This window comes from Achromobacter animicus, from assembly GCF_902859585.1.
GTDB classification, from domain to species: domain Bacteria; phylum Pseudomonadota; class Gammaproteobacteria; order Burkholderiales; family Burkholderiaceae_B; genus Achromobacter; species Achromobacter animicus.
The window spans coordinates 1-16,746 of the sequence record NZ_CADIJM010000009.1 but is presented as its reverse complement, the minus strand read 5'-3'; the positions used below and the strand labels follow the sequence as shown (position 1 = coordinate 16,746).

The following is a 16,746-nucleotide window of genomic DNA, read 5'->3' as shown; positions in this document are numbered from 1 at the left end:
CGGGCAGTTATGGCCGTTGCTATGGACAATGGGGCTTCGGCCATGCGGAACGATGTGTCCCGCAGTCCTGGCGATGCTGCGTTGCATCAGGCAATGGTGGTGTCGCGGGTACGGTCCAAAAAAAACAAGGAGCTACCATGAATCGAAAGCACCAGCGCGCTGAAATGGCTTTGCATCGTGAACGCGTGAATGACAGCTTCCACGAGCTGCTCGCCGGAACGGAAGACCTCTTGCGTTCGACTGCGTCGTATACGGGCTCCGAAATCGAATCGGCGCGTGCACGCCTGAAGCGCCAACTCGCCGATGCGCGTGAATCCGCGGGCGGCTGGGAAGTCGTCGCGCGCGAACGGGCCCGCCGGGCCACCGCTTACGCGGACGAGTACGTGCATGAGAATGCGTGGAAGTCGGTCGGCGTGGCGGCGCTGGTGGGCGCCGTGCTCGGCTGCATTTTCGTGGCAGGCAATCGACGCTAGAGGCGCATCATGAGCCCATTACCGGCCGAGAGCCGGGGTGGGCCGCACAATACCTTGCACAAACTGACGGTCGACGCGCGCCGGTGGGCGCGCGCCGTGCTGTTTGCGTGCGTCGCGTCCGTGCTCGCCGCCTGCGCCAGCGTCCCCGACGCGCAGGAACGGCACGCGCGCGCCTCGCAGGCGGGCCTGTCCGCGGATGCCGCGCAGGACAGTTACCGTCGCGGGCAAGGCATTGCTGCGGACCCTCAAACACCGAAGGACGACTTCCTTGCCAGGCACCTGGCAGTTGAACAGGCGGTCAGCGGCGCGCCGCTGGTCAAAGGCAACCGCGTGCGTCTGCTGGCCGACGGCCCCAGCACGTACAAGGCGATGCTGCAGTCCATTGGCCAGGCGCGCCGCTACGTCCACATGGAAACCTACATCTTCGACGACGACGCCGAAGGCCAGCGCTTTGCCGAGGCGTTGATCGCGGCGCGCAACCGGGGCGCCGAGGTCTCATTGATGGTGGACGCGGTCGGGACGATCAAGACGCCCGATGCGTTGTTCCAGCGGATGCGCGATGCGGGCGTTCAGGTGGCCGTCTTCAATCCCGTCAATCCGGTCAACGCCCGGGCTGGCTGGTCGCCGAACCAGCGCAATCACCGCAAGGTGCTGGTCGTTGACGGCAAGGTGGGCTACCTGGGCGGCATCAACGTCAGCAGCGTGTACGAGTCGTCGTCGTTCTCCGGCGGGGGCGGCTCGGGCTCGGGCGGCGGCTCGGGGGGCGGCTCCGGCGATAAGGCGGGCGACCCGCCGGAAGACGCCGATTCCGCGCCCTGGCGCGACACGCATCTGCGCATCGAAGGCCCGGCGGTCGCCGAACTGGAGCAGGTGTTGCAGACGGGTTGGGCGTCGCAGGCGAAGGAGCCCATCAAGGGCGGCGATTCGCAGGTCGCGCCGCCCGTCGGCAACACCACGGTCCGCATCCTGGCCAACCAGCCCGATCGCAGCGACGGCTATACGGTCTATCTGACGCTGATGTCCGCGTTCGAAAGTGCGCAGAAATCCATCCACATCACGATGGCGTACTTCGTGCCGGACCCTGCGTTCATCGAGGTGTTGCAGTCGGCGGCGCGGCGGGGCGTGGACGTGGTGCTGGTGCTGCCGGGATTCAGCGACTCGTCGCTGGTGTTCCACGCGGGGCGGTCTCACTACACCGATCTGCTGCGTGCCGGCGTGAAGATCTACGAACGGCGTGACGCGCTGCTGCACGCGAAGACGGCGGTGGTCGACGGCGTCTGGTCGACCGTCGGTTCCAGCAACATGGATTGGCGCAGCTTTGCGCTGAACTATGAGATCAACGCGGTGGTGCTGGGCCCCGAGTTCGCGGCCGAGATGGAAGCGCTGTTCCAGCGCGATGTGGCCGATGCCGTGCAGATCACGCCCGAGGCCTGGAAGGAGCGCGGCCTGGACGACCGCTTCATGGAGTCGTTCTCGCGCATGTTCGAGCGCTGGCTGTAGCGAACGCGGCAGGCGGGCTTGGCGCGATGTGCTGCGACAGGCCCGCCCGCCGCGCCGCTCAGGAATTGCCGGCTGCGGCGGCCTGGGCGGCGTGCTCGCGCGCGAGCGCGGTGGTGATGTCGTGCGTGGGCTGGAACGACTGCGCCTGCGCCATCGCCCAGCCTGCGCGAAAGACCTGATGCCGGAATTCACCGCGCAGCAGTTCGCCGGGCGCCAGTTCCGGAAACAGCGCGGACAGAAGGCGAATCTCGCTGGGCGAGATGCGGCGCGCGATATGGTGAGGACGCAGTTGGCTGGGGTGGGTCAGGCCTGCCGCGGCCAGCAGTTCGGCAAGCGCGTGCAGCGTGTTCTTGTGGAAGTTCGCCACGCGCTGCGCCTTGTCCGGCACAACCAGCGCGCGTTGCCGCAACGGGTCCTGCGTGGTGACGCCGGTGGGGCACTTGCCGGTGTGGCAGGCCTGGGCCTGGATGCAGCCGATGGCGAACATGAAGCCGCGCGCGGCGTTGCACCAGTCCGCGCCCATCGCCATCACGCGCGCCATGTCGAAGGCGGTGATGATCTTGCCCGACGCGCCGAGTTTGATGCGGTCGCGCAGGTTCACGCCGATCAGCGTGTTGTGCACCAGGCGCAGCGCCTCGCGCAGCGGCGTGCCGACGTGATCCACGAATTCGACGGGCGCCGCGCCCGTGCCGCCTTCCGCGCCGTCCACCACGATGAAATCGGGCGTGATGCCGGTTTCCAGCATGGCCTTGACGATGGCGAACCATTCCCACGGATGCCCCACGCAGAACTTGAAGCCGACCGGTTTGCCGCCCGAAAGCTCGCGCAGGCGCGCCACGAACTTCATGAGGCCGATGGGGCTGTCGAACGCGGAATGGCTGGCCGGCGAGTTGCAGTCCTGCCAGGGCGCCACGCCGCGCGCTTCGGCGATCTCGATCGTCACCTTGCCCGCCGGCAGGATGCCGCCGTGGCCGGGCTTGGCGCCTTGCGACAGCTTGATCTCGATCATCTTGACCTGCGGCGTACAGGCGTTGCGCACGAAGGCTTCTTCCGAGAACGCGCCGTGCTCGTCGCGGCACCCGAAGTAGCCCGAACCGATGTTCCACACCAGGCTGCCGCCGGGCTGGCGATGGTAGCGGCTGATGCCGCCTTCGCCCGTGTCGTGCGCGAAGTCGCCTTGCCGTGCGCCTTCGTTCAGGGCCAGCACCGCGTTGGCCGACAGCGCGCCAAAGCTCATGGCCGATACGTTGAACACCGACATGGAATAAGGCTGCGTGCAATCAGGCCCGCCGACGGTCACGCGAAAGTCGGTGTCGTTGATGTGTGAGGGCGACATGGAATGGTTGATCCATTCGTAGCGGTCGCCGTAGACGTCTTCCTGGGTGCCGAAGGGGCGCTTGTCGATCTCGCGCTTGGCGCGCTGATACACGATGGAGCGTTGCGCGCGCGAGAACGGCGAGGCCTGCGTGTCGTCTTCCAGGAAATACTGGCGGATCTCGGGGCGGATGAATTCGAACAGAAAGCGCAGGTTGCCCAGCACCGGATAGTTGCGGCGAATGGCGTGGCGCGGCTGGATCAGGTCGTACACGCCCAATGCGCCCAGCAGCGCCAGCGGCACTGCTGCGGCAAGCCACCACAAGGATGCGGTGGCGGCCAGGACGGCGGTGATCACCGCGCCGGCCAATGTCAGGAAAAAGGCCGTGAAGCGGCCGGCTATCCAGTTCATGTGCATCTCCGTATTTCGGAATGGAGCCACCATACACCAGCGCGGCCGTCTGGCGGATGAATGGCGCGCCCCACATGCGCGTGGTGCCGCGGGTCTCGCGCAGCCATGCGGCGCGCCGAAACCCGCATGGTTGCTGGCGTTACGGCGAGCCAAAAAAAATGGCCTCCTGCATCAGGAGGCCATTGTTGGAACACAGTTTCTCAGCAACTGGACGCCGAGGGCGTCTTCTCGACGGCCAGGCCGAACAGCGGACGCAGGCGCACGCCCAGCGCGCTGCCGGCGAAGGCGGCAGGCAGCCACAGCCAGGCATGCAGGCTGCCCGACAGGATGCCGCTGAAGTAGGCGCCGATGTTGCAGCCGAAGGCCAGGCGCGCACCGTAGCCGAGCAGCAGGCCGCCGATTACCGCACCGGCGAGCGAACGCGCCGGCACCTTCCAGACGGGCGCGAACTTGCCCGCCGCGCTGGCGGCGGCCAGTGCGCCCAGCATGAGGCCGATGTCCATGACGGTCGTGACGTCCTGGCGCAGCGGCGCGGCCAGGGACGGCTGCTTGGCCCAATAGGCCCAGGTGGCGACGTCGCCGCCCACCGCATCCAGCGCCTTGGCGCCCCACAACGCGAATGCCGACGTGATGCCCCACGGGCGACCGGCCAGCGCCAGCGTCGCGAAGTTCAGCACGACCAGCGCCACGCCGCCCCAGATGAGCGGCCACGGGCCCTGCAGCAACGAGGCCGGGCGAGCGGTGCGCGATGCAAAGGAAATGACGTGGCCGTGGCGGCGCTTTTCCAGCACGGTGGCGATCCATGCGATCAGGGCAAAGACGGCCAGGTTGGCGAGGATGGCGGGCGCCAGGCCCCAGGTCTTGATGAGCGAGGTGGGCGCCAGTGCGGGCAGGCTGGACCACCAGCCGAAGTTGGCTGTGGCGATGACCGAACCCACGATGAAGAACAGCAGCGTGACCACCATGCGGGTGTTGCCACCGCCTACCGCGAAGAGGGTGCCCGACGCGCAGCCGCCGCCCAATTGCATGCCGATGCCGAACAGGAATGCGCCCAGCACGACCGACACGCCCGGGGGCGACACGAAGCCGTTGACCGGCTGGCCGAACAGCGTGCCGGCGGCCAGGAAGGGGAAGAACAGCAGCACGCCCGCGGCCAGCATCAGCATCTGCGCGCGCAGGCCCGCGCCGCGGCGGTCCGATACGAACACGCGCCAGGCTTGCGTGAAGCCAAACGAGGCGTGGTACAGCGTGACGCCGAGCAGCGCGCCGATCACCCACAGCGCGCCTTGGCGCCAGCTGACGGTCTGGTTGAGATACAGCGCGCCGGCCAGCACCAGCAGCAGCGCGATCCACAGCGGCTTGCGGTTGATCTGGATGGGCGGCAGGGCCGGGGACAGGGGCAGGGAGGAAGCGTTGGCGCTCATGGGCAATCCCGAGGATCAAGACGTAAATGCAAACGGGTGCGTAGTCGCACCCGTGGGAATAGCCGTCAGTCTAGTCCTGTCGTTAAATTTCTCAAACGAAGGAATTGTGCTTTAACGATAACTGCAGGTTATATAAAGTGCTCGCGCGTTCACGAGACGGGATGCGCGCTGATCCACGCCACAAGCAGACTGACCGTCAGCACCGACGCCACGGTGCTGACGAGAATGGCGCGCGACGTGACGCGGGCATCGCGCCCATACATCTTGGCCAGCATGAAGGGGCCGGTGCCGATGGGCAACGCGCTCATCAGAACCGCAGTCCAGGCCCACAGCGGCGGCATCGAGAACACGTAGAAGGCCAGCACCGCCGTCGCGGCCGGCTGCAGCAGCAGCTTGCCCAGCACCAGGCGCAACACGCCGGGACCGGAACTGGCGGTTTCGGTCTGCGCGAGAAAAAGGCCGATGGTTACCAGCGCACACGGACTGGCCGATGCGCCCAGCAAGGCCACATAGCGGTCGACGCCTTCGGGCAACGCCACGCCGGTGGCGGCCCAGCCAAGACCCACAACCGGGGCGGCGAGCAGCGGGTTGCGTACCAGCGCGCGACCCACCTTGAGCAGCGTCGCGGGTAGATTGGGTGTCTGCTGGCGGTCGAACTCGATCAGCGCGATGGCAAAGCCGAAGAGCACACTGGCGGTCAGCAAGGTGGTGAACGTGGCGGGTGCCAGGCTGTCGGCGCCCAGCAGCGCAAGGCATAGCGGAATGCCCATGTAGCCGGCGTTGGCGTAGGACGCCGCCAGGCCTTCGATGCTGCGGTCGGTCAGCGACTGCGGTCCGCGCTTGCGCGGCACGAATGACACCAGGAACGTGATGGCGACGCCGCCCGCGAATGCGCCAACGAATCCCCAGTGGGCCATGTGCGCCAGATCCACCTGCGTCATGGCGCGGAACAGCAGCGCGGGCAAGGACAGGTACACCACGTAGCGGTTCAGTGCGTCGGTCGCGTTGGTGCCCAGGATGCGCCAGCGGGCGGCCAGCCACCCGGTCAATATCAACGCAAAGACCGGCAGGGCGGCGGTGACGACGGCGTTCATGGGCGAGGGCGCGAAGGCGGAAAGGCGCTCATTCTACTTGCCGCCGTCGCCGGTCTTACCGGTTTTGCGCGTGACCAGCAGGATGCCCAGCGCGGCCAGCGCCATGCCGGGCCAGGCCAGCGGCGGGATGGGTTCGCGCAGGATCAGCAGCGCGATGATCGCCGTGCAGGGCGGCACCAGGAAAAACAGCGCGGACACGCGCGATGCTTCGCCGTGGCGGATCATGGCCAGCAGCAAGGTAATGGCGACGAGCGAATTGCCGACCACCAGATACGCCAGCGAACCCAGCAACGGGCCCGTCCAGTCGATGTGCATCGGTTCCAGCCAAAATGCCAGCGGCGCGGACACGGCAAGTCCGACGCCGTACTGGACAAAGTTGGACGCGACCGGATGGATCTGGGCGCCGAAGCGCTTTTCGTAGAGCGTGCCGCCGGTCAGGCACAGCAAGGCCCCGACCGCGAAAGTGAGTCCCAATGGCGCCAGCACATCGATCGAGGCCTTGGCCACGATCACCAGCGCGGCGCCCGTCACGCCCAGCGCCAATCCGGCCCAGCGCCGCGCGTCGACGCGTTCATGCGCGAGGGCCGGCGCCAGCAGTCCGATCAATATGGGTTGAAGTGAAGTGATGAGGGCCACCCCGCCCGCCGACATGCCCTGCTTGAGCGACAGGTAGGTGAAGCAGAAGTAGCCGGCCTGCAACAGCAAACCGACCATGGCCAGATGGCCCCATGCGCTGGCGCGGGTGGGGAGCGGCGGGCGAAGGGCGAGCAGCAGGGGGGTCAGGATCAGCAGCACACAGGCGTAGCGCAGCGCCAGAAACGTGAGCGGATCGGCGTAGGCCAGGCCCACCTTCAATACGACGAAGCCGCTGGACCACAGCACGAGAAAGAGCGCGGGTGCGGCTTTCAACCAGGCAGGGGGTGCGGCAGGCGTCATGGCGGACCAGGGGCGGCAAGGGCAAGCCGCGATCGTACCCCTTTTCGCGCGTTCTTCATCCCTGCCAAAATGCGGCGTAGGATTCAGTTATTCATTTGCTGCAACGTAGGGGGAAGGACATGTCGGCCAATAGACAAACAACGGTGCGTATCGCGCTGGGGACCTGGGATCGTTTGCGCGACGATGCATATTCGGTGCGCCATGCGGTGTTCGTGGTCGAGCAGAACGTACCGCCGGAAATCGAGATGGACGACGACGATGCCGTGTCCGTGCATGCCGTTGCTTACGGGCCCGATGGCACGCCGATGGGCACGGGGCGTCTCTTGCCCGACGGTCACATCGGCCGAATGGCGGTTCACAAGCGGGCGCGCGGCATGGGCGTGGGCGGACAGTTGCTTGATGCGCTGATCGGCCAGGGCCACGGCGACGGCCATCGCATGCTGGTGCTGCATGCGCAGACGCATGCTGCAGGCTTTTACGAGGCGCATGGCTTCAAGGCCGAAGGCGAGGAATTTGTCGAGGCGGGCATTCCGCACGTGGTGATGACGCGCACGTTGAAGTAGGGCGCTGTCCGGTCATGCACCGCAGCCGATGGGCTGCGGTGTAGTCCGCGAACAGCGAAAGGCCGCGCCTGCGAAACAACGAACCGCGCCAAAGAACCGTGCCAAAGAACCGCGCACGCAAAACAAAAACGCGCGCACAAAGCAAAAACCCCGAACGCTTTCGCATTCGGGGTTTTTCTTTTGGCGCATCACGACAGGTACCTCGTGATGTAGTAATTGGTGCCCAGGAGAGGACTCGAACCTCCACACCTTGCGGCACACGGACCTGAACCGTGCGCGTCTACCAATTCCGCCACCTGGGCGCTGTTGCTTCACATGTTGCGTCGCTTTCGCTTCGTTTCGTGTTCAGCAGCAGAGGAACGAGATTATGCACACTTTTTTTGATGTGTGCAAGTCGTGCTGCTTTTTTTTCACTTTTTTTTGGGCGGGCCGCGAACAGGCCGCTTTCGATATAGTGTCGCCCATGTCTCGAGCCCTCTGTACGCGCTGCCTGCGCCCGCTGTCGCATTGCCTTTGCGCGTTGATTCCATCGTTGTCTTGCCGTACCCGCGTGGTGGTGCTGCAGCATCCCAGCGAAGCGCGCCACGCGTTGAACACGGCGCGTCTTGCGGTGCTGGGACTGGCGGGGGCGCGCCGTGTGGTGGGCGAGTACTTTTCGGAGTCTGATTGGGCAGTGCCGGATCATGCGCCGCGCCTGCTGTTTCCCGGAGAGGGCGCCGAGGTGCTGACGCCGGGTTATGGCCAGGACCTGGGCATGCCCGTCCGGCTGATCGTGCCGGACGGCACATGGGGGCATGCGCGCAAGCTGCTGCACATCAATCCGGCGCTTGCCGCGCTGCCTCGCGTGATGCTGCCGCCGGGGTTGACGACACGCTATCGGGTGCGCCACGCCGACGTGGCAGGCGCGCTGTCCACCATCGAAGCGGTGACGCACGCACTGAACGCCATCGAGGCGCCGCGCAACTTTGACGCGCTGCTTGCGCCGTTCGAGGCATTGATCGATGGGCAGATCGACGGCATGGGCGCCGATCTTTATGCGCGTCATCATTTGAATCGCAAGGTGCCCTGGCGATAACCGAAGCGAGGGCGGTGCGGCGCTGATATCTGGCGTGCGCAGATTCCGGCAAGCGATCACAGAAAGAAAACACAAAAGCAAAAGCCCCGGAAACCTTTCGATTTCCGGGGCCTTTTAGCCTTATTTCACCAAGCCAGTCGCAAACTGCCTTGATTAGAATTCCGTGGTGCCCAGGAGAGGACTCGAACCTCCACACCTTGCGGCACACGGACCTGAACCGTGCGCGTCTACCAATTCCGCCACCTGGGCACTGAAAGATACTGTCAGAACTATGTGCTACGCTGCGTTCCAGTCACTTGGGTTGGTTTTAAGCGTTGACCTAATCAGCCAGCTTTGAACTAATCCATGCGTCTGAATGCAGTTGGTTTTACAATCGGTTTTTTCAAACCCGGTTTCCTAAACCGTTCTGACCATTTCTGCTTCAGTGTTCAGCCTTGGGCGAACCACAGAAGCTGCGCATTATATACGGAAAATTTAGCTTTGGCAAAACGATCGAATAACGAATCCAATAAGAACAGATCAACACCCTTGCCCGAAGCGCCGCCGGACTTCGACCCTGATGTTCCGTCCCGTGAAGCCATCCTGACAGCGCTGCGCGCCGCGGGTTCGCCGTTGTCTCCGGCAGAGCTGGCTGAGCGTATGGGCGTCGAGCGCGAGGCGACGTTGGTGGGGTTTGAACGCCGCCTGGGCGCCATGGAGCGCGACGGGCAGTTGCTGCCCAACCGCAAGGGGGTGCTGCTGCTGGCGACCAAGCTCGACTTCGTGGCGGGCAAGGTGCTGGGTCATCGCGACGGCTTCGGTTTCCTGCTGCGCGACGACGGCGGTCCGGATCTGTTCCTGTCCCCTCGCGAAATGCTCAAGGTGCTGCATGGCGACCGCGTGCTGGTCAAGCCGGGCGGCGAATACCGGGGCAAGCCGGAAGGCACCATCGTCGAAGTCATCGAGCGCCGCACCAACAAGCTGGTGGGGCGCTTTCTGCACGAACATGGTCTGTCCATCGTCGTGCCCGAAGATCAGCGCATCAAGCACGACATCCTGATTCCGCCCAGCGACACCAATGGCGCCCAGCACGGGCAGGTGGTCGCGGTGGAAATCATGGCGCAGCCCACGCGCCATACGCAGCCGCTGGGCCGCGTGGCCGAGGTGCTGGGCGAGATCGACGATCCCGGCATGGAAATCGAAATTGCAGTGCGCAAGTTCGATGTGCCGGTCGACTTCACTGATGGCGCCTTGAAGCAGGCCGCGCGCCTGCCCGACACGGTCCGCAAATCCGACCTGAAAGACCGGGTCGATCTGCGCGACGTGCCGCTTATCACCATCGACGGCGAAGACGCCCGCGATTTCGACGACGCGGTGTATTGCGAGCCGGTGGAGCTGGGCACGGGCCAGCGCAAGCGTCCGGGGTGGCGCCTGTTGGTGGCCATTGCCGACGTCAGCCATTACGTCCGTCCGGGCGATGCGCTGGACGACGATGCGATCGAACGCGGCACCAGCGTGTATTTCCCGCGCCGGGTCATTCCGATGCTGCCCGAGTCGCTTTCCAACGGCCTGTGTTCGCTGAATCCGGACGTCGACCGCCTGGTGCTGGTGTGCGACATGGTCATTCCGGCCAGCGGCGCCAAGGCCGGCACGGTCACGGCGTACCAGTTCTACAACGCGGTCATGCACTCGCACGCCCGCACCACCTACACGAACATCTGGGCGGCCCTGCAGCAGCCGGGCGGGCCGGCCGCGCATGCGATGCGCAGCGTGATGCCGCAGGTCCAGCATCTGTACGAGCTTTTCCAACTGCTGTCGCAAGGCCGCAAGAAGCGCGGCGCCATTGATTTCGATACTGTCGAAACCAAGATCGTCTGCAACGAGCTGGGCCGCATCGAACAGATCGTGCCGTCCGTGCGCAACGACGCGCACAAGCTCATCGAAGAGTGCATGTTGGCCGCCAACACCTGCGCGGCGGACTTCATGACGCGCAGCAAGCATCCCGGCCTGTACCGCATCCACGAAGGCCCCACGCCGGAACGCCTGCAATCGCTGCGCGAATTCCTGCGCACGATGGGCCTGTCGCTGGGCGGGGGCGACACGCCCACCGCCAAAGACTACGGCGATTTCCTGGATTCCGTGCGCGGGCGCCCCGACTACCAGTTGCTGCAGACCATGTGCCTGCGCTCGATGCAGCAGGCGGTGTACAGCCCCGACAACATGGGTCACTTCGGCCTGTCCTATCCGGGCTACAGCCACTTCACCTCGCCGATCCGCCGGTATCCCGACCTGCTCACGCACCGCGTGATCAAGGCGCTGCTGGCGGGGCAGCGGTATGTGCCCAGTCTGGACGACCACGCCGTCGTCATCGGCCGCACGCAGCGCGAACACGAACACGCCATCTGGGAAAAGATGGGTCTGGTGCTATCGGCCAGCGAGCGCCGCGCCGACGAGGCCTCGCGCGATGTCGAGGCCTGGCTCAAGTGCTGGTTCGTCAAGGAGCGCGTGGGCGAAGACTTCAGCGGCACAGTCACCGGCGTGGCAAGCTTCGGCATCTTCGTCACCCTGGACACGCTGCACGTCGAGGGCCTGGTGCACGTCTCGGAGCTGGGCGGCGAGTACTTCCAGTTCAACGACGCCTTGCACGAACTGCGCGGCGAACGCACCGGCATGCGCTACCGCCTGACGGACAAGGTGCAGGTGCAGGTGTCCCGCGTGGACCTGGAAGCGCGCCGCATCGAGTTCCGGCTGGTGCAGGGCACGAGTTTCGACGCGCTGCGCAAGGCGGCGGCGCGCGGGCCCGATGAGCCCATGCGCCGCGTCAAGAAGGCCGCGTCCCCCAAGCCCGCGGGCCTGAAGGGGCAGACTGCCAAGGAACGGCGCGCCGCGGCCAAAAAGGCCAGCAAGCCGCCCAAGGCCACTCAGCGGGCCGCGCCCGCCAAGAAGGCCACCCGCAAGCGCCACTGAGCGGCGGCGGGGATCCTTATGGCCATGCCGTCGTTCGGCGGTGTGGCTGTAAGGGGTAACATTGCGGTTATTGCCGGTCCTGTCCGGTGGCCCGCCCCCTCTGGGGCGGGTATTCGTTTATCTAAAGGTATTGTTTTATGGCGTCGACCCAAGTCCTGGCCGGGTTTCACGCGGTTGTCGCGCGGCTGCGCCACGCGCCCGAGTCGATCAAGGAAATCTACGTCGAGGCCTCGCGCCGCGACAAGCGCATGCAGACATTCATCGAGCAGGCCGAGCGGGCTGGCTGCCGTCTGCATCCGGTTCCCATGGAGCGCCTGGACGGCCTGTCGCGCGGCACCCGTCACCAGGGCGTCGTGGCGCTGGCCGACGAGCGCCAGTTGGCGGTGGATGTCGACGAAGTGCTCGACGTGATCGAAGGGCCGCCGCTGCTGCTGATTCTTGATGGCGTGACCGACCCCCACAATCTGGGCGCGTGCCTGCGTACCGCCGACGCGGCGGGCGTGCACGCGGTGATCGCGCCGCGTGATCGCGCCGTTGGATTGAACGCCACCGTGCAGCGCGTGGCGTGCGGCGCGGCGGATACGGTTCCGTATTTGATGGTGACCAACCTGGCGCGCACCATGCGCAGCCTGAAGGATCGCGGCGTGTGGCTCGTCGGCACGGACGATCAGGCCACTGACAGCATGCACAAGATCGACGCGCGCCAGCCGATGGCCTGGGTCATGGGCGCCGAAGGCGAGGGCATGCGCCGCCTCACGCGTGAAACCTGCGACCAGCTCGTCAACATCCCGATGCTGGGTTCCGTGGAAAGCCTGAACGTCAGCGTCGCCAGCGCCGTCTGCCTGTACGAGACCGTGCGCCAGCGCCAATCGTGATCCGTCTAATCCTGTAGATACCCTTCTTTCTTGCGTCTGCCCATCATGCACCAGAACGGCTTTACCACTACGATCCTCCATTCCGACCGCAATCAATCCGTCGAGCACGGAGCGGTGCACAAGCCGATGCATCCGTCGTCCGAGTTTGCCTACGACGACGCGCGCGAGCTGGCTGCCGTGTTCCAGGGCAAGGCGGGCTTCACTTATGCGCGCCAGGGCACGCCGACCACGACCGCGCTGGAAGCCAAGATCAGCCAGATGGAAGGCGGCAAGGGCACGGTCAGTTTCTCGACCGGCATGGCTGCGCTGGCCGCCATCTTCACCACGCTGCTGCGCCGGGGCGACCACCTGGTGTCCAGCCAGTTCGTGTTCGGCAACACCAACAGCCTGTTCGGCACGCTGCAGGAACTGGGCGTGGAGATCACCTTTGTCGACGCGACGGATTCGTCGCAGGTGCGCGCCGCCATCCAGCCCAATACGCGCATGGTCTTTACCGAGACCATTGCCAACCCGGGCACGCAGGTGGCCGACCTGGCCGTGATCGGCGAGATCTGCCGCGAAAAGGGGCTGGTCTATGTGGTGGACAACACGCTGACCTCGCCGTGGATGTTCCGGCCTGCTTCCGTGGGCGCATCGCTGGTGATGAACTCGCTGTCCAAGTACATCGGCGGTCATGGCAACGCGCTGGGTGGCGCGGTGACCGACACGGGCCTGTATGACTGGGCCGGCAACGAGAATATCTACGAGGCCTATCGCAAGGGGGCGTCGACCGGTTGGGGCCTTACGCAGATCAAGAAAAAGGGTCTGCGCGACATGGGCGGCACGCTGGCCGCCGAGCCGGCGCACCGCATTGCGGTGGGCGCCGAGACGCTGGCGCTGCGCATGGCCAAGCACTGCGCCAATGCGCTGGCGCTGGCGCGCTTTCTGGAAGAGCACCCGGGCGTGGCGAAGGTGCATTACCCGGGCCTTGCAAGCCATCCGCAACACGCGCGCGCCGCGGCGCTCTTCGGCTCGCGGTTCGGCGGCCTGCTGGGCGTCGAGCTGGCAGATGGCGTCGATTGCTTCGACTTCCTGAATCGGCTGCGTGTCGTGCTGATGGCGACGCACCTGGGTGATACGCGCAGTCTGGCGCTGCCGGCCGCCCACACCATCTATTACGAGATGGGCGCGGAGCGCCGTCAGCAGATGGGCATTGCGGACAGCCTGATTCGCGTGTCGGTGGGCATCGAAGACGAAGCCGATTTGCTGTTTGATTTCGATCAGGCGCTCAATGGTTGCCTGAAGGGATAATGCGGCAGGCGCGGCTCCCGCCAGGGCTGCGCCGACAACGCAATCGGGGTAGGAACCCATGCTTATACAGATCGCAGAAGTCTTCACGCCGCAAGAGGCGGCCGACATCCGCCAGCGGCTGGATGCCGCAGACTGGGTAGACGGCAAGGTCACCGCCGGCCATCAATCGGGGCAGGTCAAGCACAACCGGCAATTGCCCGAACAGCATCCCCTGGCGCAAGAGCTCGGCACGCTGATCCTGCAGCGCCTGTCGGGCAACAATCTCTTCGTGTCGGCTGCGTTGCCGCGCAAGATCTTCCCGCCGCTGTTTAATCGCTACGAAGGCGGCGAGGCCTTCGGCTATCACGTCGACAACGCCGTGCGCGGCATCGCGGGTTCACCGGAGCGCGTGCGCACCGACCTGTCCGCGACGCTGTTCTTCTCGGATCCCGATAGCTACGACGGCGGCGAGCTCGTTATCGACGACACCTATGGTCCGCGCGCCGTGAAGCTGCCGGCAGGGCATATGGTGCTGTATCCGGGCACCAGCCTGCACAAGGTCAACCCCGTGACGCGCGGCGCGCGCGTCAGTTCGTTCTTCTGGATGCAAAGCCTGGTGCGCGAAGACAGCCAGCGCGCATTGCTGCTGGATATGGACGTGGCTATCCAGCGCTTGAACCAGGATGTGGCGGGGCATGCGTCGATCGTGCAGCTCACCGGCATTTATCACAATCTGCTGCGTCGCTGGGCCGACGTTTGATGAAGCTTAAAGTGTTTATTTGGGGTGTCGTGCAAACCCCGAAATTCGCGTTTTTGTTTATTGCGAAAACGGCTAAAAGCTAGTATTGACGCGGGTTGCGGTCAGGTTTTCTCTTGACAGCCGCTCTACGCCAAGGCCTAATACACCTCTGCGTCGCTGACGGTTTGCAGGCAAAAAGCCAGCAAATCCTAAGCGGCGCAGCAGTTTAAAAGTTGTGCTTTGCAGCGCAAGAAAAAAGTTTATCCACTGTCTGTTCGTCGTTTGCCTGGTCTCGCGTCCATTTGTGGCATCCATCCTGACGGCCATGAACTCCGCCCCCCCGGCAGACTCCACACCTTGTGAGGGGTACACCTGCATGAACAAAACCGAACTCATCGATCACATCGCCAGCAAGGCCGATATCTCCAAGGCTGCTGCCGGCCGTTCGCTCGACGCCCTGATCGGTGCCGTGAAGACCACGCTGAAGAAGGGCGGTACGGTCACGCTGGTCGGTTTCGGCACGTTTGCCGTGTCGGCTCGCGCCGCGCGCACTGGCCGTAACCCGCGCACCGGCGAAACCATCAAGATCAAGAAGGCCAAGGTGCCGAAGTTCCGTCCGGGCAAGGCCCTGAAGGACGCCGTCAACTGATTGACGGCAGCGGATCGCAAGGCGCCTGGCGCTGCGATTTGCCCACAAGTACGCGGTCCGGTATACTCCGGCCCGCGTATTGCTTTTGAGTACCCCAAATTGGTAATTCCCGCGTGCTAATCGCGCCGGGCAATTGCACTGAAATGGGTGCTTAGCTCAGTTGGTAGAGCGGCGCCTTTACACGGCGTAGGTCACAGGTTCGACCCCTGTAGCACCCACCAGAAGCACACGATCCCGGTTGGGAAGGCACACCGCGCCTCGTTCCGGATTCGCATCTAACCCGCACACGGCGACGTGGCGGGTTTTTTGTTTTTCCGGTGGGCGTTTTCAGTGCCGCTACGCGCGAGCGTCCGCCTTTTTTCGTAAGCGTTTATTGATTCCGCTTTGATCTCCGTCAGCGGTGTTACGCTGTTCCATTCGAAATACAACGTGCGAATCATTCGCATTTAAGATACTATGTCGGGCTTGTACCGGTCAGCCGGCGTCGCCGTTTTGTGCGCGTCATTTCTCTGGCTGGCCGGAAAAGTCAATGCACCCTGGCTGATTCATGCCTAGTCTTCAACCCGGTTGGAATTCTTCTTCGCGGTCTTCTTTTGGTATACGCGCAGGCGCTGGCCTGGCGGTCGTCGCGCTTCATGCAGCGGTGATCGGCGCCATCTTCATGGCGCCGGAAAGTCGTCCTGAATTGGAGGAACCCGAGGCAATCATGGTGAGCGTGGTGGATGCCCCCATCCCCCAGATCGCCAAAGCCGAACCCACTCCTGAAGTGCCGCAGCCGGTGACCGAGACGCCGCCCGAGCCTGAACCCGAGATCGAGCCCGAACCCGAGCCCGAACCCGAGTTGAAGCCCGAGCCGGAGCCGGAACCCGAGCCCGAACCGGTGGTGGAAAAGCCGCCGATGCCGGCGCCCAAGCCGCCTCCGCCCAAACCCAAGCCCAAACCCAAGCCAAAGCCCAAGCAGGAAGTCAAACCCGAGCCCAAGCCTGAAACGCCGCCGCAGCCGACGCCGCCCAGTGGTGCGCCGGAAGGCACGCAGGCGCCGCAGGGCCCGACGCAGGGACCACCTCCCGATCAGCCCGTGCTGGTCTCGAGCATCGAGTTCCAGGGTGCGCGTCCGATGCCCAACTATCCGATGGCGTCGCGCCGCATGCGGGAAGAGGGCCGGGTCGTGGTGCTGGTGGAAATCAATACTCAGGGCTTGGTCGAGCGGGCAACCATCGATGCTTCGTCGGGCTTTCCGCGCCTGGACGAATCGGCGCTGGCAGCCGCCCGCAAAGGCCGCTTCAAGCCGTATACCCGTAATGGCGTGGCTTATCCCGCCAAAGCAAAAATTCCGTTCGATTTCGTAATGAGGAACTGAGATGTCCAACGCACTGCATAGCGCCACTCTGGTGGCGCAGGCGACCACCAGCCCGGCAGCGCCGGCTGCAGGCGCCGCGCCCGCGGCCGCCGCGGCCGCACCCGCAGCCCAGCAAGC

At 64.9% G+C, this 16,746-nt stretch carries 14 protein-coding genes and 3 tRNA genes; 11 read left to right on the top strand and 6 right to left on the bottom strand.

What is annotated here, in order from left to right:
* Nucleotides 1–137: 137 nt before the first annotated feature.
* Together HV681_RS19390 and HV681_RS19385 are read left to right on the top strand one after the other, a co-directional pair.
* The gene (locus HV681_RS19390) at nucleotides 138–473 is read left to right on the top strand and encodes an ElaB/YgaM/YqjD family protein (protein ID WP_175124592.1); all 336 of its coding nucleotides are present in this window, start codon (nucleotides 138–140) and stop codon (nucleotides 471–473) included.
* A 9-nt stretch (nucleotides 474–482) separates the two neighbouring features.
* On the top strand, nucleotides 483–1,973 hold the full coding sequence (locus tag HV681_RS19385) for a phospholipase D-like domain-containing protein (protein ID WP_175124591.1): 1,491 nt from the start codon (nucleotides 483–485) through the stop codon (nucleotides 1,971–1,973).
* 58 nt (nucleotides 1,974–2,031) lie between these two features.
* Here the strand turns inward: HV681_RS19385 and HV681_RS19380 are convergent, their stop codons facing one another.
* The 4 genes from HV681_RS19380 to HV681_RS19365 all read right to left on the bottom strand — a co-directional run bounded on the left by HV681_RS19380 (nucleotide 2,032) and on the right by HV681_RS19365 (nucleotide 7,153).
* Nucleotides 2,032–3,699, bottom strand: a complete 1,668-nt coding sequence (locus HV681_RS19380; RefSeq protein ID WP_175124590.1) for an FMN-binding glutamate synthase family protein — start codon at nucleotides 3,697–3,699, stop codon at nucleotides 2,032–2,034.
* A 200-nt stretch (nucleotides 3,700–3,899) separates the two neighbouring features.
* Nucleotides 3,900–5,123 (bottom strand): YeeE/YedE family protein, encoded by a 1,224-nt coding sequence (locus HV681_RS19375; RefSeq protein WP_175124589.1) that lies wholly within the window; start codon nucleotides 5,121–5,123, stop codon nucleotides 3,900–3,902.
* A 149-nt stretch (nucleotides 5,124–5,272) separates the two neighbouring features.
* Complete coding sequence (locus HV681_RS19370) at nucleotides 5,273–6,217, bottom strand: AEC family transporter (RefSeq protein ID WP_175124588.1); 945 nt, start codon at nucleotides 6,215–6,217, stop codon at nucleotides 5,273–5,275.
* A 33-nt stretch (nucleotides 6,218–6,250) separates the two neighbouring features.
* A complete protein-coding gene (locus HV681_RS19365) occupies nucleotides 6,251–7,153 on the bottom strand; it encodes a DMT family transporter (protein ID WP_175124587.1) in 903 nt (300 codons plus the stop codon).
* Nucleotides 7,154–7,272: 119 nt separating this feature from the next.
* Here HV681_RS19365 and HV681_RS19360 point away from each other — a divergent pair, with 119 nt between their 5' ends.
* Complete coding sequence (locus HV681_RS19360; protein WP_175124586.1) at nucleotides 7,273–7,716, top strand: GNAT family N-acetyltransferase; 444 nt, start codon at nucleotides 7,273–7,275, stop codon at nucleotides 7,714–7,716.
* Between the two features lie 217 nt (nucleotides 7,717–7,933).
* Here the strand turns inward: HV681_RS19360 and HV681_RS19355 are convergent.
* Nucleotides 7,934–8,018, bottom strand: a tRNA-Leu gene (locus tag HV681_RS19355).
* 161 nt (nucleotides 8,019–8,179) lie between these two features.
* Between HV681_RS19355 and HV681_RS19350 the strand changes: the two genes are divergently transcribed.
* Nucleotides 8,180–8,791, top strand: coding sequence for a tRNA-uridine aminocarboxypropyltransferase (locus HV681_RS19350; RefSeq protein WP_175124585.1), 612 nt, complete (start codon nucleotides 8,180–8,182; stop codon nucleotides 8,789–8,791).
* Nucleotides 8,792–8,955: 164 nt separating this feature from the next.
* Here HV681_RS19350 and HV681_RS19345 read toward each other — a convergent pair.
* Nucleotides 8,956–9,040: transfer RNA gene (locus tag HV681_RS19345), tRNA-Leu, on the bottom strand.
* Between the two features lie 231 nt (nucleotides 9,041–9,271).
* Between HV681_RS19345 and rnr the strand changes: the two genes are divergently transcribed.
* The 7 genes from rnr to HV681_RS19310 all read left to right on the top strand — a co-directional run bounded on the left by rnr (nucleotide 9,272) and on the right by HV681_RS19310 (nucleotide 16,629).
* Nucleotides 9,272–11,737 carry a ribonuclease R gene (gene rnr, locus HV681_RS19340; RefSeq protein WP_175124584.1) on the top strand — a complete coding sequence of 822 codons (2,466 nt, stop codon included), beginning with the start codon at nucleotides 9,272–9,274 and terminating at the stop codon, nucleotides 11,735–11,737.
* Between the two features lie 137 nt (nucleotides 11,738–11,874).
* The gene (gene rlmB / locus HV681_RS19335) at nucleotides 11,875–12,612 is read left to right on the top strand and encodes a 23S rRNA (guanosine(2251)-2'-O)-methyltransferase RlmB (RefSeq protein WP_175124583.1); all 738 of its coding nucleotides are present in this window, start codon (nucleotides 11,875–11,877) and stop codon (nucleotides 12,610–12,612) included.
* A 45-nt stretch (nucleotides 12,613–12,657) separates the two neighbouring features.
* The gene (locus HV681_RS19330) at nucleotides 12,658–13,902 is read left to right on the top strand and encodes a cystathionine gamma-synthase family protein (RefSeq protein WP_175124727.1); all 1,245 of its coding nucleotides are present in this window, start codon (nucleotides 12,658–12,660) and stop codon (nucleotides 13,900–13,902) included.
* A 58-nt stretch (nucleotides 13,903–13,960) separates the two neighbouring features.
* A complete protein-coding gene (locus HV681_RS19325) occupies nucleotides 13,961–14,641 on the top strand; it encodes a Fe2+-dependent dioxygenase (RefSeq protein ID WP_175124582.1) in 681 nt (226 codons plus the stop codon).
* 355 nt (nucleotides 14,642–14,996) lie between these two features.
* Nucleotides 14,997–15,269 carry an HU family DNA-binding protein gene (locus tag HV681_RS19320; protein ID WP_003812968.1) on the top strand — a complete coding sequence of 91 codons (273 nt, stop codon included), beginning with the start codon at nucleotides 14,997–14,999 and terminating at the stop codon, nucleotides 15,267–15,269.
* Nucleotides 15,270–15,414: 145 nt separating this feature from the next.
* Nucleotides 15,415–15,490, top strand: a tRNA-Val gene (locus tag HV681_RS19315).
* A gap of 326 nt (nucleotides 15,491–15,816) precedes the next feature.
* Nucleotides 15,817–16,629, top strand: coding sequence for an energy transducer TonB (locus HV681_RS19310; protein WP_175124581.1), 813 nt, complete (start codon nucleotides 15,817–15,819; stop codon nucleotides 16,627–16,629).
* The last annotated feature ends 117 nt before the right edge of the window (nucleotides 16,630–16,746 follow it).